Source organism: Ensifer sp. 4252, from assembly GCF_050434565.1.
GTDB lineage: Bacteria > Pseudomonadota > Alphaproteobacteria > Rhizobiales > Rhizobiaceae > Ensifer.
In genome coordinates this window covers 37,025-55,338 of the sequence record NZ_JBNDIU010000003.1, presented here as the reverse complement: position 1 = coordinate 55,338, position 18,314 = coordinate 37,025, and the positions used below count along the sequence as shown (strand labels likewise).

18 protein-coding genes are annotated in these 18,314 nt (G+C 65.2%); 9 read left to right on the top strand and 9 right to left on the bottom strand.

The annotated features are described in order from the left end of the window. Position 1 precedes the first annotated feature (1 nt). Both cobM and cbiE read right to left on the bottom strand, forming a co-directional pair. Positions 2-760, bottom strand: a complete 759-nt coding sequence (cobM, locus tag ABIE33_RS09310; protein WP_429124149.1) for a precorrin-4 C(11)-methyltransferase — start codon at positions 758-760, stop codon at positions 2-4. Between the two features lie 110 nt (positions 761-870). Then, positions 871-2,112, bottom strand: coding sequence for a precorrin-6y C5,15-methyltransferase (decarboxylating) subunit CbiE (cbiE, locus tag ABIE33_RS09305; RefSeq protein ID WP_429124147.1), 1,242 nt, complete (start codon positions 2,110-2,112; stop codon positions 871-873). Between cbiE and ABIE33_RS09300 the strand changes: the two genes are divergently transcribed. Next, complete coding sequence (locus tag ABIE33_RS09300; RefSeq protein ID WP_429124145.1) at positions 2,081-2,866, top strand: cobalt-precorrin-6A reductase; 786 nt, start codon at positions 2,081-2,083, stop codon at positions 2,864-2,866. The two genes, cbiE and ABIE33_RS09300, sit on opposite strands and share 32 nt — an antisense overlap. Here ABIE33_RS09300 and ABIE33_RS09295 read toward each other — a convergent pair. From ABIE33_RS09295 to ung, 6 genes are all read right to left on the bottom strand, one after another. Then, on the bottom strand, positions 2,845-3,609 hold the full coding sequence (locus tag ABIE33_RS09295; protein ID WP_429124143.1) for a precorrin-3B C(17)-methyltransferase: 765 nt from the start codon (positions 3,607-3,609) through the stop codon (positions 2,845-2,847). The genes ABIE33_RS09300 and ABIE33_RS09295 overlap by 22 nt on opposite strands. Beyond that, on the bottom strand, positions 3,606-4,343 hold the full coding sequence (locus ABIE33_RS09290; RefSeq protein ID WP_429124141.1) for a precorrin-2 C(20)-methyltransferase: 738 nt from the start codon (positions 4,341-4,343) through the stop codon (positions 3,606-3,608). Before ABIE33_RS09290 ends, ABIE33_RS09295 begins: the two co-directional genes overlap by 4 nt. Then, on the bottom strand, positions 4,340-4,972 hold the full coding sequence (locus tag ABIE33_RS09285; RefSeq protein ID WP_429124139.1) for a precorrin-8X methylmutase: 633 nt from the start codon (positions 4,970-4,972) through the stop codon (positions 4,340-4,342). The genes ABIE33_RS09290 and ABIE33_RS09285 overlap by 4 nt, the downstream gene beginning before the upstream one ends. A gap of 2 nt (positions 4,973-4,974) precedes the next feature. Continuing rightward, positions 4,975-6,345, bottom strand: a complete 1,371-nt coding sequence (gene cobG, locus ABIE33_RS09280) for a precorrin-3B synthase (protein WP_429124137.1) — start codon at positions 6,343-6,345, stop codon at positions 4,975-4,977. 136 nt (positions 6,346-6,481) lie between these two features. Continuing rightward, positions 6,482-7,252 (bottom strand): precorrin-6A synthase (deacetylating), encoded by a 771-nt coding sequence (cobF, locus tag ABIE33_RS09275; RefSeq protein WP_429124135.1) that lies wholly within the window; start codon positions 7,250-7,252, stop codon positions 6,482-6,484. A 154-nt stretch (positions 7,253-7,406) separates the two neighbouring features. Beyond that, a complete protein-coding gene (gene ung / locus ABIE33_RS09270) occupies positions 7,407-8,105 on the bottom strand; it encodes a uracil-DNA glycosylase (RefSeq protein WP_429124133.1) in 699 nt (232 codons plus the stop codon). A 206-nt stretch (positions 8,106-8,311) separates the two neighbouring features. Here ung and modA point away from each other — a divergent pair, with 206 nt between their 5' ends. The 3 genes from modA to modC all read left to right on the top strand — a co-directional run bounded on the left by modA (position 8,312) and on the right by modC (position 10,980). Then, positions 8,312-9,106: a molybdate ABC transporter substrate-binding protein gene (gene modA, locus ABIE33_RS09265; protein ID WP_429124131.1), complete on the top strand. Its 795-nt coding sequence runs from the start codon at positions 8,312-8,314 to the stop codon at positions 9,104-9,106. Positions 9,107-9,208: 102 nt separating this feature from the next. Then, entirely contained in the window at positions 9,209-9,910 is a 702-nt protein-coding gene (gene modB, locus ABIE33_RS09260; protein ID WP_429124129.1) for a molybdate ABC transporter permease subunit, read from the top strand. Continuing rightward, a complete protein-coding gene (modC, locus tag ABIE33_RS09255; protein WP_429124127.1) occupies positions 9,907-10,980 on the top strand; it encodes a molybdenum ABC transporter ATP-binding protein in 1,074 nt (357 codons plus the stop codon). Before modB ends, modC begins: the two co-directional genes overlap by 4 nt. Here the strand turns inward: modC and ABIE33_RS09250 are convergent. Further along, on the bottom strand, positions 10,955-11,356 hold the full coding sequence (locus tag ABIE33_RS09250) for a winged helix-turn-helix domain-containing protein (RefSeq protein ID WP_429124125.1): 402 nt from the start codon (positions 11,354-11,356) through the stop codon (positions 10,955-10,957). The genes modC and ABIE33_RS09250 overlap by 26 nt on opposite strands. 182 nt (positions 11,357-11,538) lie before the next feature. Between ABIE33_RS09250 and ABIE33_RS09245 the strand changes: the two genes are divergently transcribed. From ABIE33_RS09245 to lpdA, 5 genes are all read left to right on the top strand, one after another. After that, complete coding sequence (locus ABIE33_RS09245) at positions 11,539-12,870, top strand: NAD(P)/FAD-dependent oxidoreductase (RefSeq protein WP_429124123.1); 1,332 nt, start codon at positions 11,539-11,541, stop codon at positions 12,868-12,870. Positions 12,871-13,200: 330 nt separating this feature from the next. Continuing rightward, positions 13,201-14,433: a 3-methyl-2-oxobutanoate dehydrogenase (2-methylpropanoyl-transferring) subunit alpha gene (locus tag ABIE33_RS09240; protein WP_429124121.1), complete on the top strand. Its 1,233-nt coding sequence runs from the start codon at positions 13,201-13,203 to the stop codon at positions 14,431-14,433. Between the two features lies 1 nt (position 14,434). Continuing rightward, positions 14,435-15,448, top strand: a complete 1,014-nt coding sequence (locus ABIE33_RS09235) for an alpha-ketoacid dehydrogenase subunit beta (RefSeq protein ID WP_429124119.1) — start codon at positions 14,435-14,437, stop codon at positions 15,446-15,448. 2 nt (positions 15,449-15,450) lie between these two features. Then, positions 15,451-16,734, top strand: a complete 1,284-nt coding sequence (locus ABIE33_RS09230) for a dihydrolipoamide acetyltransferase family protein (RefSeq protein WP_429124117.1) — start codon at positions 15,451-15,453, stop codon at positions 16,732-16,734. Positions 16,735-16,741: 7 nt separating this feature from the next. Then, the gene (lpdA, locus tag ABIE33_RS09225; RefSeq protein ID WP_429124115.1) at positions 16,742-18,136 is read left to right on the top strand and encodes a dihydrolipoyl dehydrogenase; all 1,395 of its coding nucleotides are present in this window, start codon (positions 16,742-16,744) and stop codon (positions 18,134-18,136) included. The last annotated feature ends 178 nt before the right edge of the window (positions 18,137-18,314 follow it).

The following is an 18,314-nucleotide window of genomic DNA, read 5'->3' as shown; positions in this document are numbered from 1 at the left end:
TTTACTCGCGCCCGCGAAAACGGCGCTGATAGGCGGGGTCGTAGAGCGAGCTTTCGCGGAAATCCGAGGCTTCCAGCCCGGGACCAACGAAGATCAGCGCTGTGCGCTCGATCGGCTCCTCCGCCACCTTGGCGGCGATCGTGCCGAGCGTGCCACGCACCACCCGTTCATCCGGCCACGACGCCTTGACGACGATCGCCACCGGGCATTCGGCGCCATAGAGCGGCGTGAGTTCTTCGACGACCTGATCGAGCGCATGGATGGCGAGATGGATGGCGAGCGTCGAGCCGGTTGCGCCGAAGCCCGCCAGCGTCTCGGTGTTGGGCATCGGCGAAGCGCGACCGGAAACCCGCGTCAGCACCAGGCTCTGGGCGACCGCCGGAATGGTCAGCTCGCGACCGAGCGCTGCAGCAGCTGCCGCGAAGGATGGGACGCCGGGCGTCATGGTGTAGCCAATCCCTTGTTTCTCCAGTCGGCGAATCTGTTCGGCAACTGCACTCCAGACCGACAGATCGCCGGAATGCAGTCGGGCGACATCTTCGCCGGCTTCCGCCGCGCGCAAATATTCCGCCTCGATCTCGTCGAGCGACATGGGCGCCGTATCGACGATGCGGGCGCCGGGCGGGCAATATTGTAGCAGCTCGGGTGAGACGATCGAGCCGGCATAAAGGCAGACCGGGCAGCGCCCGATCAGGTCGCGGCCGCGAACCGTGATCAGATCCGCAGCTCCGGGGCCTGCGCCGATAAAGTGTACCGTCATATGTCTCTCCGAAAGTTCCAGGCGCTGTTCACGGAAGTTCGAAACCGCCCCATTCTCTTTGTCTCATCCAAATCCGGCCGGAGGATTACTCCGCCTTTTCCGGAATTGCTCTAGGTCTTCGTCCACGACCATTGCGTCACCGGCATCGCCGGCCGCCAGCCGGTCATGCCGCCGATCGGAAGCGCCCGGGCGATATCGATGCGGATCAGCGATCCGCCGAGCTGCGCGTGGCGTTGAAGCAGCACCGCCTCCATCTCGGTCGTCACGGCATTGGCGACCAGCCGACCGCCATCGCCAAGCGCTGCAACTGCAGCATCCATGACGCCCGGCTCGCTGCCGCCGCCGCCGATGAATATTGCATCGGGACGAGAAAGGCCGGAAAGCGCTGCCGGCGCCTTGCCCTGGACGACCATCAGGCCAGGCACGCCGAACGCCTCGGCATTGCGGCCGACGCGGACCGCCCGCTCGGGCGAGGCCTCGATGGCGATCGCCCGCATGGCCGGATCGGCCAGCATCCATTCGATACCGATCGAGCCGGAACCGGCGCCGATATCCCAGAGCAGTTCGCCCTTGCGCGGCGCCAGCGCCGAGAGCGTCAGCGCCCGCACTTCCCGCTTGGTGATCTGGCCGTCGTGCTCGAACAGTAAATCATCGCGCCCGGCCGAAAGCGGCAGCACCCGGCCGCCCTTATCGGCCGCCACTTCGATCGCGCAGACGTTGAGCGGATGGACCAGGCCCAGCATGAAGCGAGCGGCAATCTGCGTCGTCACGCGTTCGCCGGCACCGCCAAGCGCCTCCAGAACGGTCAGCCGCGACTGTCCGAAACCGCTTTCCGTCAAAAGCTCGGCGAGCGCCTTCGGCCCGGCGCCATCCGACGTCAGCGCAAGCACCCTGTTGCCCGGCTGCAGATGCGGTCGCACCAGGTCGATCGGTCGACCGTGGAGTGACACGAGCGTCGCCTCCTGCAACGCCCACCCGAGCCGCGAGGCGGCAAGGCTGAAGGAGGAAGGGGCGGGAAGCGTGCGGATCTCAGGCGCGGCAACACGGCGCGCAAGTGTGGCGCCCACACCGAAGAAGAACGGATCGCCCGAGGCAAGCACCACGACCGGGCTGCCGCGTCGCGCAACGATCTCCTCGACCGAGCGGCCGAACGGGCTCTGCCAGACACGGCCCTCGCCCTTGATCAGGGAATGGGTGAGCTCCATGTGGCGAGCGCCGCCATAGACCACCGGCGCGGCGGCAATCAGCCGCTTGGCCTCGTCGCCGAGACCGGCTACACCATCCTCGCCTATGCCGATGATGGTCAACCAGGGGGAGATGATGGCCGGATCGCTGTTCGACACCTCAGCCATGGAAAAACCTCGCATTTTGATTCTTGGCGGGACGACCGAGGCCCGCGAACTGGCATCTCGCCTTGCCGGCGACATGCGTTACGAAACCGTGATCTCGCTTGCCGGCCGCACGGCGGATCCGCGCCCGCAACCGGTCAAGACCCGGATCGGCGGTTTTGGCGGCGCCGAAGGGCTCTCTGCCTTCCTCGTTGCCGAAGAGGTTGCGCTGGTCGTCGACGCGACGCATCCCTTCGCCGCCAGGATTTCTCACAACGCCGCCGCGGCGGCAAATGCCGCGCGGGTGCGCCTTTTGGCCCTTCGCCGCCCGGAGTGGCAGGCGGAAGCCGGCGACACCTGGACCTGCGTCGGCAGCGTCGCAGAAGCGGTCACCGCCCTCGGCAATCTCCCGCGCCGCGTCTTTCTCGCCATCGGCCGGCAGGAAGCCTTTCATTTCGAGGCGGCGCCCCAGCACAGCTACGTCATCCGCAGCGTCGATCCGGTGACCCCACCGTTGAAGCTGCCCGATGCGACGGCGATCCTTGCCACCGGCCCATTTGCCGAAGCCGACGAGATCGAGCTGCTGAAGGCCCACCGTATCGACGTCATCGTCGCCAAGAACAGCGGCGGGGCCGCGACCTATGGAAAGATCGCGGCTGCCCGCAAACTGGGGATCGCGGTGATCATGGTCGAGCGCCGCAAGCCCGCCGACGTGCCCTCGGTCGGCGACTGCGACGCAGCGCTCGAACGCATCGATCACTGGTTGTCTCCTGCGTAAAAGCGCGGCGTATAGACCAGATCCGGCTTGCCCTCGCGCGCAACGATGCGCGTTTCCGGCGAGCCGATAATGACGCAGGTCGCCATGTCGGCGCGGCTGGCATCGGCCTCGCCGAGCGGCATCACTGCAATGCGCTCGTCCGGCCGGCCGGCAGCGCGACCGAAGATCACGGGCACCGATGCCGGCAAGACGCCGCGCAGGATCTCGAATGCCTCGCCGAGCTGCCAGGGCCGCGCCTTGCTGATCGGATTGTAGAGCGCGATCACCAGCCCCGCTTCCGCAGTGAGCTTCAGCCGCTTGGTGATGACCTCCCAGGGCTTCAGGTTGTCGGAGAGCGAGATCGCGCAGAAATCATGACCAAGCGGCGCGCCGATGCGCGCGGCAACGGCCAGCATCGCGGTCACGCCAGGGGTCACGACAAGATCGACGGACTTCCATTCCGCCGGTCCCTTGTCGATCGCTTCGCAGACGGCAGCCGCCATGGCAAAGACGCCGGGGTCGCCGCCCGATACCATGCAGACCTTGGCGCCGGCGGCCGCGCGCGTCAGCGCTGCCTGCGCACGATCGAGCTCCTCGCGATTGTCGGAGGCGATGCGGATCTGGTCGGGCCTGAGGTTCAGGCGGTCGAGATAGGGGAAGTAGCCGAAGAACTCCTCCGCCTTTGAGACCGCCTCAGCGGTCTCCGGCGTCATCTGCGCGGCACTGCCGGGACCGGTGCCGACGACATAGAGCGTGCCGCTCATGGCCTGTCCTTCCATCCTGGAACGAGCACCAGCGAGAAGTAGGGCGCCTCGTCATCGGGCTTTTCCGCAAGGGCTGTCATCGCCGCGTTCTTCATCGTGCCGCGCTCGACATAGACGGCCTGGTCGAGCCGGCCGGAGGCGGCAAGCGCCCGGCGGATCTTCGGCAGGTTGCGCCCAACCTTCATGATGACGGCGGCCTCGGTATCCGCAAGGCGTCGTCCGAGTTCGCCTTCCGCCATGGTGCCCGGCAGGACCGACAGGACGTCGTCGCCCTGGACCAGCGGCAGGCCGGCAAGCGACCAGCAGCCGGACATGGCGGTGATACCAGGGATGACTTCGACCGCGAACCGCCCGGCAAGCCGCACATGCAGATGCATGTAGGAACCGTAGAACAGCGGATCGCCCTCGCTCAGCACCGCAACGGTTCGCCCGGCCTCGAGATGCCTGGCGACCGCATCGGCGGAGGCGTTGTAGAAATCGGTGATCTGGCTCTTGTAGGCGCCGTCGTCTTTGTCGATCTCCGTGGTCACGGGATAGTAGAGCGGCAGCTCGACCAGACCAGGCTTCAACAGTCCCTCGACAACCGCGCGGCCATTGCCGCTGCGGCCCGCCTTGGCGAAATAGGCAAGCACGTCCGCCTCGCCCAGCGCCTTCACCGCCTTGACCGTCAAAAGCTCCGGATCGCCGGGGCCCGTGCCGACGCCGATCAACCGGCCCTTGGCCGCCCCGCTCACAGGCCCGGCCTCGCGAGCGAATTGAGCGCGGCGGCCGTCATGGCGCTGCCGCCAAGGCGACCGCGCACGATGGCGAACGGCACGCCATAGGAATTCTCGGCCAGGGCATCCTTCGATTCCGCCGCGCCGACGAAACCGACCGGCATGCCAATGATCGCTGCCGGCTTCGGCGCGCCGTCCCGCAGCATTTCCAGCAGATAGAAAAGTGCCGTCGGCGCATTGCCGATCGCAACGACGGCACCGGCCATATGCTCGCCCCAGAGCTTCAGCGCCGCAGCCGAGCGCGTGTTGCCGATTTCGGCCGCCAGGTCTGCCGTGCGCGGATCGCGAAGGGTGCATATCACCTCGTTGCCGGCGGGTAGACGCGCGCGCGTCACGCCGCGCGCCACCATCTCGGCGTCGCAGAGGATCGGCGCGCCGTTCTTCAGGGCGCCGCGGGCAGCGGTGACGAAATCGGGAGAGAACACGAATTGCTTCGACGCCTCGACCAGGCCGCAGGCATGCACCATGCGCACCGCGAGGTCGGCTTCCTCCTCGGAGAAGGCGGAAAGATCGGCTTCTGCCCGAATGATGGCGAAGGAACGCTCATAGATGGCGTTGCCATCCCGGATGTAATCATACTCAGGCATTTCTATCCCTGTTCGAACGCAGCCGAGACGCGCGCGGCACCCAGCCGTGTAAGACAGGACCGCGCCGATTCGCCAGCGTCTTTGTTTTCCCGCACCAGCTTGGCCAGCCGTTCCAGCGCGGATTTCATTCCATTTTCATCGGTGTAGGCATTCGCGCCATCCTTCGCCGCCCCATTTACGACAAGCGCATATCCTGATGGCGCACCCACCAGCGTCAACGCCGACGCCTTGGGGCGGGCGCAGCCCTTGAGGCAGCCGGAGAGGTGCACGGTCAGCGAGCCGTCGAAGAGATCCGGCACCGTTTCCACCCATAACCGCGCCATCGCCTTGGTGTCCATCCATGCGGATGCGCAGCCGGTGCTGCCTGCGCAGGTAGCTATGTGGTTGCGCGGATCGTCGGGTGCGATCCTTAACCCCTGCGCTAAGGCCAGGCGCTGGACGATTGCTGCCGCCTCGCGCTCAAGGCCCAGCAGGAAGAAGCCGTGGCTGGGCGCGAGTCGGATTTCTCGTGCGCCAAGCTCGCCTGCTTGCCGAAGAAAGCTGATGAGGCTTATCGCATCGATCTGGGCAAAGGCGAGCCCGAGGCCAAGGGCGGCACCGGTCGAACCGAGATCGTGGATGCCGACGACCGGAGACGCCGGCGTCGAAGCCGGAGCGACCTCGATACGGTCGGCGCCGGGCGGACAGAGCGCGCGTATCGCATCGATGTCGAGGTCCCTTCCTCGCGCCGCTGGCCCGATGTCGGTCAGCGCTTCAAGAATCCGGATAACGACCGGCACGACAGTCTCGGTTCGAAGCGCGCAAACGGGCTTCGCCGTCGCAGTTGTCCCGGCAAGGGAGAGGTTCCACCAGATACCCTCGCCCCGGCCGGCAGCTTGCAGGCGAAGATCAGTGATCGTATCGCCGAGGTGGAAGCGACCGCCGCCATCGACGATGATGGCAAGCTTCGGCGCCAGCTTCAAAGCGGCCCCTTGTGCGGCGATCGCTTGCCGCAACGCAGCGGCGAGGATCCGAGGGTCGGCGATTTCTTCAGGGTCTATGCCGGCAAGCGGCGGTGTCTCGATCGCCACACCATCCGGAACCACAATTGCGGCTTCGCCGATCGCCTCGGCAAGCCCGGGAACGGTCGACGCCGTCAGCCCGCGGACCTGCAGGTTGCCGCGGGCGGTAATCTCCAGGACGCCGTTGCCGAAATGCCGGGCGGCTTCGGCGACGGCCGAGAACTGCGAAACCGTCAGGCTGCCGTCGAGCGGCCGCAGACGCACCAGCAGGCCATCGCCGGTCGGCATCGGTGCTGCAAGCGACGGGCAGGCGCCCCGACGCATCGAGGCGGCATCCGTCGTTTCCGGTGTCGGCGCGGCGCAACTGGTCATCGGCTTGTCTCGATTGCTCCTGGCGGTTGCCCTCTGGTTGGCCCCTTTTTCACCAGACGCTATAGCACAGTCGCCGACGTTGAGAGAGATCAAAGACGGACGGGAAAAGCCCCGGAGAAAGCAGGCGCAATGGAGCCTATTCCTCGAAATCGGCACCCTTGCGCAAGAGGTAGATATCCATGATCCACCCCATGCGCTCGCGCGCCTGTGCCCGCGTCGCCAGGATCTCGTCCTTGACGTCGGCAAGGCGACCGGAGATGACGATTTCGTCAGCCGTTCCCAGATAGGCGCCCCAATAGATCTCGGCATCGGGATCCTCGATCCGCTGGAAAGCCTGCTCGCCATCGAGCATGACGACCGACGTCTGGCTGCGCTCGGGAAAACTTTCGGAAAGACGGCGCCCGGTGGTGATCTCGACCGGCTTGCCGACGAGGTTCAGCGGAATGCGATGACTGGCGCAAAGCGCCTGCAGGCTGGTGATGCCGGGCATGACGTCGTAGTCGAACGCGACCTTGGCGCGCGCCTTCACCCGCTCGACGATGCGGATGGTGCTGTCATAGAGCATCGGGTCGCCCCAGACGAGAAAGGCGCCCGTTCCATCTTCCGTCAGTTCGCTGCCGATCAAGCGCTCGTAGATCTCGGCGATGCGGCCGTGCCAGTCGTCGACGCTGCCGTCATAGCTGACGCCCTCAGTCCGCCGAACCGGCACGGCGAATTCGACTGTGCGGCTGTCGGCGCGTGTGACGTAGCGCGCGCAGATCTCGCGGCGCACCTCCGCAAGTTCGGTCTTCTTCTCGCCCTTGGTCGGGATGAACAGCACGTCGGCGCGGTTGAGCGCCTTGATCGCCTGTACGGTCATATGCTCGGGATTGCCGGAGCCGATGCCGATGATCAGAAGTTTTCGCACGCGCGCCCCTGCCATTGTTCAAAGTGTTACAGCGACCGTTGCGCGCCCGAAAAGGCGCCCGGCGCTTTCGTGTCTTTGGCGGATTGCCGATTGAGACACAAGACCCGCCGGCGACAGCGATGCGGCCGGCAACGTCATCGTATGTGGGGGGCGCTCACGGCGCCTCCGGATTTTCCGGCAGCGTCCAGTCGATCGGCTCAAAACCTTTCGAGGCAAGGAATTCATTGGCCTGGGAGAAATGCCGGCAGCCGAGAAAGCCGGAATGCGCCGAGAGCGGCGAGGGATGGGGCGCCCGCAGCACGAGATGGCGCGAGCGGTCGACGAAGGCGGCCTTCTTCTGCGCGTAGGAACCCCACAGCAGAAACACCACCGGGTGGTCGGCCTCGTTGACGGCGCGGATGATCGCATCGGTAAAGCGTTCCCATCCTCGTCCCTGGTGCGACGCCGCCTGCCCGCGCTCGACCGTCAGCACGCTGTTGAGCAACAGCACCCCCTGTTTCGCCCAGCTTTCGAGAAAGCCGTGACGGGCCGGCGCGATCCCGAGGTCGGTCTTCAATTCCTTGTAGATGTTGACGAGCGAAGGCGGTGTGCGCACACCCGGCCGCACGCTGAAGCAGAGCCCGTGCGCCTGGCCGTCGCCGTGATAGGGATCTTGGCCCAAGATGACGACGCGCACCTTGTCGAGCGGCGTCAGGTCGAGCGCCCGAAAATACTCCGGCCCCCGCGGAAAGATCTGCCGTCCTTCGTTGCGCGCCCCGACCAGGAACTGCTTGAGTTCGCCCATATACGGGCTGGAAAATTCTGGCTCCAATGCCGCCTTCCAGCTCTCTTCGAGCTTGACTGCCGTTTCCATCACGCCTCCAGTCCGTTTCATCCGCTTGCCGCCCCGGAATTAAGGCCGATCGCACGCAGCCGCAAGCAGCAATCGCGCGACGAGCAGCGTGTTTCACGGCTTTTAATACCGCTTTCCAACAGCATTGTATTTCCATGGATACAACGCTAATCAGGAGGAGATATCGTTATATCCTGAAAAATATCACGAACTTGATGGAGGTAAGAATGATGATGCAACGCAGACAATGGCTGAAGGGGCTGGTGCTGGCTCTCGGTGTCGCCTGGACCGGCGCAACTTGGGCGCCGAGCGCCGCCATGGCCGAGGACAAAGTAACGGTCTTTGCCGCCGCGAGCCTCAAGAATGCGCTCGATGCGATCAATGCCGAGTGGCAGAAGGAAAGCGGTAAGGAAACGACCGTTTCCTATGCGGCCAGCTCCGCGCTCGCCAAGCAGGTGGAACAGGGCGCACCGGCTGACGTGTTCATCTCCGCCGATCTCGCCTGGATGGACTATCTCGCTGAGAAGAAGCTGATCAAGGACGACACCCGCTCCGATCTGCTCGGCAACCGCATCGTTCTCGTCTCGGGCAAGGCGGACGCACAGCCGGTCGAGATCAAGCAGGGCTTCGATCTGGCAACGCTTATCGGCGACGGTCGCCTGGCGATGGGTGCGGTCGATTCCGTGCCGGCCGGCAAATACGGCAAGGCAGCACTTGAAAAGCTTGGCGTCTGGTCGAGTGTGGAACAGAAGGTTGCGGGCGCTGAAAGCGTGCGCGCGGCACTGCTGCTCGTTTCGCGTGGCGAGGCGCCCTATGGCATCGTCTACCAGACCGACGCTGCGGCCGATCCAGGCGTCAAGGTCGTCGGAACCTTCCCCGAGGACAGCCATCCGCCGATCATCTATCCGATCGCAATCACCACGGACAGCAAGGACGCCGACGCGGCCGCCTATGTCGACTTCATCAAGTCGGGCAAGGCAGCATCACTCTTCGAAAAGCAGGGCTTCACCGTCCTGAAATAACGGATGCTTCGCCTGTCCAGAAACAGGCGAAGCATCTATCGTTCCCCCGCGCCGTACCGACAACACGCGGCGCGGGACAATTCGACCGGGAGTGGCACGACTTTGGATTGGTTGGAGTTGAGCGGCGCGGAATGGACGGCGGTCCTGTTGAGCCTGCGCGTGGCGACGGTGGCGATGATCTGCAGCCTGCCGTTTGCGCTTGGGGTCGCCATGCTGCTCGCGCGCGGGCGTTTCTGGGGCAAGACCGTGCTGAACGGCCTCGTTCACATGCCTCTGATCCTGCCGCCGGTCGTCACCGGCTTTCTTCTCCTGCTGCTGTTCGGCCGCCGAGGACCGATCGGCGCGTTTCTCGCCGAAAATTTCGGCCTGGTCTTTTCCTTCCGCTGGACCGGTGCGGCCCTTGCCTCCGCTGTCATGGCCTTCCCGCTGATGGTGCGCAGCATCCGGCTGTCGATCGAGGCGGTCGACCGCAAGCTCGAGGATGCCGCAACCACGCTCGGTGCCGGGCCTATCTCGGTGTTCTTCACCATCACCCTGCCGCTTATCCTCCCTGGCATCATCGCCGGCATGATCCTCGCTTTCGCCAAAGCGATGGGCGAATTCGGCGCGACCATCACCTTCGTCTCCAACATTCCTGGCGAAACACAGACGCTGTCGTCTGCGATCTACACCTTTACCCAAGTGCCAGGCGGCGATGCCGGTGCCATGCGCCTGACGATCATTTCGATCGTCATTTCCATGGCGGCGCTGATGCTGTCGGAGCTGCTGGCAAACGCTGCCGCCAAGCGGACGGTTGCCGCATGAGCCTTCTCGTCGAAGCCCGCCATCGGCTCGGAGATTTCTCCGTCGACGCCACCTTCACTTCCGACGGCGGCGTCACTGCGCTGTTCGGCCGCTCGGGCTCGGGCAAGACCTCACTGATCAACATCATCGCCGGCCTGATGAAGCCGCAAAGCGGACGCGTGGTGCTCGACGGCGACATCATCGCCGACAGCGAGCGCCGGATCTTCACGCCCGTGCATCGCCGACGCTTCGGCTATGTCTTTCAGGAAGCCCGCCTGTTCCCGCATTTAAGCGTCAGCAGCAACCTTGCCTATGGCCGCTGGTTTGCCGGCAGTTCCGGAAAGGCCGCCGACATGGAACGCGTCGTCGACATGCTCGGCATCGGTCATCTGCTCGAGCGCAATCCGGCAGCCCTGTCGGGTGGCGAACGGCAACGGGTCGCCATTGGCCGCGCCCTGCTGGCCGCGCCGCGTCTGTTGCTGATGGATGAGCCGCTTGCCGCACTCGACGATGCCCGCAAGGCCGAGATCCTGCCCTATCTCGAACGGTTGCGCGACGATGCCGGCATCCCGATCGTCTATGTCAGCCATTCCGTCAGCGAGGTCGCGCGTCTGGCACAACGGGTCGTGGTGCTGGAGGACGGCCGGGTGAAGGCCTCGGGCGCTGCCGCCGAAGTGTTGAGCGCCCCGGAGGCGGCACTGGCAACCGGGCGGCGCGAAGCGGGCGTGTTGCTCGAAGGCGTGGTCGAGATGCATGACGCCACACACGACCTGACGACCGTCCGCGTTGGCGAACGGCTTATCCGCGTGCAAAGGATCGACGTGGCGCAGGGACACACGCTGCGCCTGCATATTGCCGCCCGCGACGTCATGCTGGCAACGGTTCGCCCTGAGGGCATCAGCGCTCTCAACGTGCTGGAGGGAACGATCGTCGATCTGACGGCGGGCGAAAATGGCAGTGTCGACGTGCGGGTGGATTGCGGCGGCGCGACGATCGCCGCGCGCATCACGACATTCTCGCGCGATGCGCTTCAGTTATCGCCGGGAAAGCCGGTGCACGTGATCATCAAGTCCGTGGCGATCGATCATTGAGCTGCCCGGCTGTCGGTTGATCCGGATCGCGGACGGCTTCCAGCCAGGCAAGGTCGTCGGCGATCGCCGCCCTCGCCTTTGCCTCCATCTCGCGATAGCGACGGATCAGTGTTTCGCCGAAAGGCGTCAGCACCGCTCCGCCACCCTGTTTGCCCCCGCGCTGGCTCTCGACCGACGGTTCCCGGAACATCCGGTTCAGCGCATCGACCAGCAGCCAAGCCCGACGGTAGGACATGTCCATGGCGCGACCGGCAGCCGAGATCGATCCGGTCTCGCGGATGTGTTCCAGCAGCATGATCTTGCCGCGCCCGAGCCGGTCCTCGGGCGGGAAGTCGATACGCAGGATGGGGCGAAGGTCGTCAGGTCGGTCATTCATGCGGGAAACATAGAAGCTTGCGCGGCAAATCGAAAGACTACCCACCCAGGCCGAACCGATTTCGCGCCATCCGATCCACGCAAGCTAGTAATGATCAGAAAGCTAGAATCCGGGCCTTGATCTGGCAGCGCCGGCATGCACCGATGGCGCGTCCGCAACACCCCGTCCGAAAGTCTATCCCCATGCCCGGTCCTGCTCTCGATGCCGTCGAAACCGATCAGATCCTGCCGGCGAGAGCCGATGTCGTCATCGTCGGCGGCGGCATCATCGGTGTCAGCACCGCGCTGTTTCTCGCAGAACGCGGTATTGACGTCGTGGTCTGCGAGAAAGGCATGCCGGGGGCGGAGCAATCGAGCCGCAACTGGGGTTGGGTGCGCGTCATGGGGCGCGACGAACGGGAGATACCGCTCGCGATCGAAGCGCTGAAGATCTGGGATACGCTCGATGCCCGCGTCGGTGGCGAAACTGGCTTCCGCCGCAACGGCATCCTCTACATCTCGGAAAATGATACCGACGTCGCCAACCGTGATGCCTGGCTTGCCATGGCAAAGCCCTATGGCGTCGACAGCCGGCAGATCGGGGCCGGAGACACCGAGGCACTGATGACAGGCGCCGCCATCCGCTACAAAGGCGCGCTGCATACGCCCAGCGACGGCAGGGCCGAACCGCAAAAAGCGGTACCGGCGATCGTTGCCGGAGCCAGGCGCGCGGGCGCACGCATCTTTACCGGCTGCGGCGTGCGTGGCATCGAGAGACAAGCGGGGCGCATCAGCGCCGTCGTCACAGAAAAGGGTCGGATCGAAACCGCGACCGTGGTCGTTGCCGGTGGCGCCTGGTCGCGGCTGTTCCTCAAGGGGCTCGGCATCCGGCTGCCGCAACTGAAAGTGCGCAACACGGTACTGAGAACCAGTGCGGTATCGGGTGGCCCCGAGGGTGCGGGAGCAACGGGCACCTACGCCTATCGCAAACGCCTCGACGGCGGCTACACAATTGCCGACGGTGGCGCCAACCTGCATCCGGTGGTGCCTGATAGTTTCGCCTTCTTCCGCGATTTTCAGCCGGCGCGAAAGGCCGAGGGCGACTCCGTTCAGGTCGGCCTCAGCGCCCAGAGCTGGCGCGAGCTTTTTGAGATCGGCGCAGTCCGGCTCGATCGCCCGGGCTCCTTCGAGCGCCATCGGGCGCTGGATCCGCAACCCGACCAGCACTCGGCGCTGCGCGCGTTCGATGAAGCAAAGAAGGCGCTGCCATCCCTTCGCGAGGCTCGGGTACAACAGGTCTGGGCCGGCCTGATCGACGTCACGCCCGACGCCGTGCCGGTGATTTCGATCGTCGAAAGCTTGCCCGGCCTGGTCGTTGCGACAGGGTTTTCCGGCCATGGCTTCGGCATCGGCCCGGGCGCCGGACATCTGGTCGCCGACCTCGTCACCGGCCAAAAGCCGATCGTCGACCCCACGCCTTTTCGCCTCTCGCGTTTCTCCGACGGCACGCCAATCACCATCGCTCCGCCGGTTTGAGCGGCCGAACCAGAAGTCGTCACGCAAGAAAATTACGCGCAGATAGGACCTGGAATCGCAACGGCACCAGCCGTTGCCATGGCCATGGCAGGAATCTGTCTTTCTTCGGGTGCAAGCATCCCGAGCCGCCGAAAGGCCTTCATAAGCCCCTGAACTCGTGGCAGTCTGTGTGCATTCCCGTCGGGAGAACGGGGCTGAGGAGGAAGGCGTGACGATCTGGGGCGGAGGAGCCCGCAGGTGGTCCCGCCCACTTTTGCCATGAGGCGACATCCCGTTTTCCCCGTGTTGATAGGTGCGCGTCGCGCACTCCGGAGGGAGGCCGGAAACCGCATGACCGATCCCGATCGACTTAGCCTGCATGTCCCCGAACCGGCCGTCCGGCCGGGTGGAGAGCCGGATTTCTCCAACGTCAAGATCCCGAAGGCGGGCTCCGTTCCGAGGCCGGAGATCGATGTCGCCCCGGAAGAGATCCGCGACCTCGCCTATTCGATCATCCGCGTGCTCAATCGCGACGGCGAGGCGGTTGGCCCCTGGGCAGGGTTGCTCTCGGACGACGAGCTGCTCGCCGGCCTCAGGCACATGATGATGCTGCGCGCCTTCGATGCGCGCATGGTCATGGCGCAGCGGCAGGGCAAGACCTCGTTCTATATGCAGCACCTTGGCGAAGAGGCCGTCAGCTGCGCCTTCCGCAAGGCGCTGAACAAGGGCGACATGAACTTCCCGACTTACCGTCAGGCAGGCCTGCTGATCGCCGACGAATACCCGATGGTCGAGATGATGAACCAGATCTTCTCGAACGAGAGCGATCCCTTGCGCGGCCGGCAACTGCCGATCATGTATTCCTCCAAGGAGCATGGCTTCTTCACCATCTCGGGCAACCTCGCCACGCAATATGTCCAGGCCGTCGGCTGGGCCATGGCGTCCGCAATCAAGAACGACACCAAGATCGCGGCTGCCTGGATCGGCGACGGCTCGACGGCGGAATCGGACTTCCATTCAGCACTCGTCTTCGCTTCCACCTACAAGGCGCCGGTCATCCTCAACATCGTCAACAATCAGTGGGCGATTTCGACCTTTCAGGGCATCGCCCGCGGCGGCTCCGGCACCTTTGCCGCCCGCGGCCTCGGCTTCGGCATTCCGGCCCTGCGCGTCGACGGCAACGACTATCTGGCCGTTTACGCCGTTGCCAAATGGGCGGCCGAGCGCGCCCGGCGCAACCTCGGTCCGACGGTGATCGAATACGTCACCTATCGTGTCGGCGCCCATTCCACCTCCGACGATCCGAGCGCCTACCGGCCGAAGACGGAATCGGAAGCCTGGCCGCTCGGTGACCCCGTCCTCAGGCTGAAGAAGCACCTGATCCTGCGCGGCGCCTGGTCGGAAGAACGCCACACTCAGGCGGAAGCCGAGATCGTCGACGCGGTGATCCAGGCGCAGAAACAGGCCGAAGGCCACGGCACCTTGCATGCCGGCGGCCGACCGTCGGTGCGCGACATCTTCGAAGGCGTCTATGCCGAGATGCCGCCGCATATTCGCCGCCAGCGCCAGAAGGCAGGATACTGATATGGCCAGAATGACAATGATCGAGGCCGTGCGCAGCGCCATGGACGTCTCGATGGGGCGCGACGACAATGTCGTCGTCTTCGGCGAGGACGTCGGCTATTTCGGCGGCGTCTTCCGCTGCACGCAGGGTCTTCAGGCGAAATACGGCAAGACCCGCTGCTTCGACGCGCCGATCAGCGAAAGCGGCATCGTTGGCACGGCAATCGGCATGGCGGCCTACGGGCTGAAGCCCTGCGTCGAGATCCAGTTCGCCGACTACATGTACCCCGCCTACGACCAGATCACCCAGGAAGCGGCCCGCATCCGCTATCGCTCCAACGGCGACTTCACCTGCCCGATCGTGCTGCGCATGCCGACCGGCGGCGGCATCTTCGGCGGCCAGACGCACAGCCAGAGCCCGGAAGCGCTGTTCACCCATGTCTGCGGCCTCAAGGTCGTCGTGCCGTCCAACCCCTATGACGCCAAGGGCCTGCTGATCGCCTCGATCGAAGACCCCGATCCGGTGATGTTCCTGGAGCCGAAGCGCCTCTATAACGGTCCCTTCGACGGCCATCACGATCGCCCCGTCATTCCCTGGTCCAAACACGATCTCGGCGAGGTGCCGGAGGGCCACTACACAATCCCGATCGGCAAGGCGGAAGTGCGCCGCAAGGGTTCGGCCGTCACCGTCGTCGCCTATGGCACCATGGTGCATGTGGCACTGGCAGCCGCCGAGGAGACCGGCATCGATGCCGAGGTGATCGACCTGCGCAGCCTGCTGCCGCTCGATCTCGACGCCATCGTGCAATCGGTCGAAAAGACCGGCCGCTGCGTCGTCGTGCATGAGGCGACGCTGACATCGGGCTTCGGCGGCGAAATCGCCTCCCTCGTCCAGGAGCACTGCTTCTACCACCTCGAAGCCCCGGTCGTGCGCGTCGCCGGCTGGGACACACCCTACCCGCATGCCCAGGAGTGGGACTATTTCCCCGGCCCCGCGCGCGTCGGACGCGCGCTCGTCGAAGTGATGGAGGCCTGAGCATGGGCGAATTCGTAATCAAGATGCCGGATGTCGGCGAAGGCGTGGCCGAGGCCGAGCTGGTCGAATGGCATGTCAAACCCGGCGACCCCGTGCGCGAGGACATGATCCTGGCTGCCGTCATGACCGACAAGGCGACGGTGGAAATCCCTTCGCCTGTCAACGGCACGGTGCTGTGGCTCGGCGCCGAAATCGGTGACACGGTCGCGGTCAAGGCGCCGCTCGTGCGCATTGAAATCGCGGGCGAAGGCGCAGAGACGCCGGCCCCCGAGGAGAAGCCAACGGCCAAGGCGGAGGAGAAACCGGCGCCGAAGGCCGAAGCCCCGGCGGCATCGCCGAGCCAACCGGCAAAAGTCGAAGCGAAGACACAGGCCCCGGCAAAAAACGGCGTGCATGTTTCATCCGAGCGTCTGGAAAAGGCACTGGCCTCTCCCGCGGTGCGCCTGCGCGCCCGTGAAAGCGGCATCGACCTGCGCCAGGTAACGGGCACCGGCCCTGCCGGCCGCATCATCCATGATGACCTCGACCAGTTCCTTGCCCGCGGCGCGCAACCGGCCGTAGTCCCTGCCGGGCTTGTGCGCAAGACCGCGATCGACGAGATCAAGGTGACCGGCCTTCGCCGCCGCATCGCCGAGAAGATGACGCTGTCGACCTCGCGCATTCCCCACATCACCTATGTGGAAGAGGTCGATATGACCGCGCTCGAAGACCTGCGCACCATGATGAACCGCGACCGCAAACCGGATCAGCCGAAGCTGACGATCCTGCCCTATCTCATGCGCGCGCTGGTCAGGGCGATTGCCGATCTGCCTGGCGTCAACTCCACCTTCGACGACGGCGCCGGCATCATCAGCCGTCATCACGCAGTCCATATTGGCATCGCCACACAGACGCCGGCGGGGCTCACGGTTCCGGTCGTCCGCCATGCCGAAGCGCGCGGCATCTGGGACTGCGCCGTCGAACTCAACCGGCTGGCGGAAGCGGCCCGCACCGGCACCGCGACCCGCGACGAACTCACCGGCTCGACCATCACCATCTCCTCGCTCGGTGCGCTCGGCGGCATCGTCTCGACCCCTGTTATCAACCACCCCGAGGTCGCAATCGTCGGTGTCAACAAGCTGGCGGTTCGCCCGGTCTGGGATGGTACGCAATTCGTGCCGCGCAAGATCATGAACCTGTCTTCAAGCTTCGACCACCGCGTCATCGACGGCTGGGATGCGGCCACCTTCGTGCAGCGGGTGAAGACCCTGCTCGAAACGCCCGCGCTGATTTTCGTGGAGGCATGAGGCGATCATGAAGGAAATCTCCTGCAAGCTGCTCGTCATCGGCGCCGGCCCCGGCGGCTACATCTGTGCCATCCGCGCCGGCCAGCTCGGCGTCGACACCGTCATCGTCGAAAAGGCGAAGGCCGGCGGCACCTGCCTCAATGTCGGCTGCATCCCGTCCAAGGCGCTGATCCACGCCGCCGACGAATTCCATAAACTGCGCTCGGCCGCGTCGGGCCGCAGTCCGCTCGGCCTGTCGCTTGCCAACCCGACGATCGATCTCGCCCGTACCGTCGCCTGGAAGGACGGCATCGTCGGCCGGCTGAACGGCGGTGTCACCGGCCTTCTGAAGAAAGCGGGCGTCAAGGCCGTCATCGGCGTCGCCCGTTTCGTCGACGGCAAGACGGTCGATGTCGAGACCGAGACCGGCCTGCAGCGCATTCGCGCCGACGCGATCGTGATCGCCACCGGCTCGGCGCCGATCGAGCTTTCCGACATGCCCTTTGGCGGCTCGATCATTTCGTCGACCGAGGCGCTGTCGCTGAAAAGCGTGCCGGCGAGCGTCGCCGTCATCGGCGGCGGTTACATCGGGCTCGAACTCGGCACCGCCTTTGCCAAGCTCGGTGCCCATGTCACCGTGCTGGAGGCGCTGACGCGCATCCTGCCGCAATATGACGCCGATCTGTCAAAGCCGATCGCCAAGCGCCTCGGCGAACTCGGCATCGAAGTGTTCACCCAGACGGTTGCCAAGGCGCTTTCCGCCGACGGCAAGAGCCTGCTCGCCGAGCACAATGGCCGCCCGATCGAGGTGCCTGCAGAAAAGGTCCTGGTGACGGTCGGCCGCAGACCGGTGACCGACGGTTTCGGGCTCGAAGAAATCGATCTCGACCGCTCCGGCAAATTCATCCGCATCGACGACCAGTGCCGCACCTCGATGCGCGGCATCTATGCGATCGGCGACGTCACCGGCGAGCCGATGCTGGCGCACCGCGCCATGGCGCAGGGAGAAATGGTCGCGGAGATCGTCGCCGGCAACAAACGCGCCTGGGACAAGCGCTGCATTCCCGCCGTTTGCTTCACCGATCCGGAAATCGTGACCGCCGGGCTATCGCCGGACGAGGCCCGTGCCAGCGGCATCGAGATCAAGATCGGCCAGTTTCCCTTCCAGGCGAATGGCCGCGCCATGACGACACTGTCGGAGGACGGTTTTGTGCGCGTCGTCGCCCGCGCCGACAACCATCTGGTCCTCGGCATCCAGGCCGTCGGCCATGGGGTGTCGGAGCTTTCGGCCAGCTTCGGTCTCGCAATCGAGATGGGCGCGCGGCTGGAAGACATCGCCGGCACGATCCACGCGCATCCGACGCAGTCGGAAGCGTTCCAGGAAGCGGCCCTCAAGGGCCTGGGCCACGCGTTGCATATCTAGATCGCAAGGCTTTGAGGTCGGCGCGCCACGCCGCCTGAGCGTCCGATGCAAAGCCCCTCATCCGGCCTGCCGGCCACCTTCTCCCCGCCTGCGGGGAGAAGGACCAGCGTTGCAAGCGCTCGGCTCCCTCATAAGTCCACAATACCCGCCGCCCTCTGCCAGCCGAAATGCGCTGACG

Excerpts from the sequence above, each read along its gene's own strand:
- cobM (WP_429124149.1), bottom strand. The coding sequence starts at position 760 with ATGACGGTACACTTTATCGGCGCAGGCCCCGGAGCTGCGGATCTGATC.
- ABIE33_RS09300 (WP_429124145.1), top strand. The coding sequence starts at position 2,081 with ATGGCCGGATCGCTGTTCGACACCTCAGCCATGGAAAAACCTCGCATT.
- cbiE (WP_429124147.1), bottom strand. The coding sequence starts at position 2,112 with ATGGCTGAGGTGTCGAACAGCGATCCGGCCATCATCTCCCCCTGGTTG.
- ABIE33_RS09295 (WP_429124143.1), bottom strand. The coding sequence starts at position 3,609 with ATGAGCGGCACGCTCTATGTCGTCGGCACCGGTCCCGGCAGTGCCGCG.
- ABIE33_RS09285 (WP_429124139.1), bottom strand. The coding sequence starts at position 4,972 with ATGCCTGAGTATGATTACATCCGGGATGGCAACGCCATCTATGAGCGT.
- cobG (WP_429124137.1), bottom strand. The coding sequence starts at position 6,345 with ATGACCAGTTGCGCCGCGCCGACACCGGAAACGACGGATGCCGCCTCG.
- ung (WP_429124133.1), bottom strand. The coding sequence starts at position 8,105 with ATGGAAACGGCAGTCAAGCTCGAAGAGAGCTGGAAGGCGGCATTGGAG.
- modA (WP_429124131.1), top strand. The coding sequence starts at position 8,312 with ATGATGATGCAACGCAGACAATGGCTGAAGGGGCTGGTGCTGGCTCTC.
- modC (WP_429124127.1), top strand. The coding sequence starts at position 9,907 with ATGAGCCTTCTCGTCGAAGCCCGCCATCGGCTCGGAGATTTCTCCGTC.
- ABIE33_RS09250 (WP_429124125.1), bottom strand. The coding sequence starts at position 11,356 with ATGAATGACCGACCTGACGACCTTCGCCCCATCCTGCGTATCGACTTC.
- ABIE33_RS09245 (WP_429124123.1), top strand. The coding sequence starts at position 11,539 with ATGCCCGGTCCTGCTCTCGATGCCGTCGAAACCGATCAGATCCTGCCG.
- ABIE33_RS09240 (WP_429124121.1), top strand. The coding sequence starts at position 13,201 with ATGACCGATCCCGATCGACTTAGCCTGCATGTCCCCGAACCGGCCGTC.
- ABIE33_RS09235 (WP_429124119.1), top strand. The coding sequence starts at position 14,435 with ATGGCCAGAATGACAATGATCGAGGCCGTGCGCAGCGCCATGGACGTC.
- ABIE33_RS09230 (WP_429124117.1), top strand. The coding sequence starts at position 15,451 with ATGGGCGAATTCGTAATCAAGATGCCGGATGTCGGCGAAGGCGTGGCC.
- lpdA (WP_429124115.1), top strand. The coding sequence starts at position 16,742 with ATGAAGGAAATCTCCTGCAAGCTGCTCGTCATCGGCGCCGGCCCCGGC.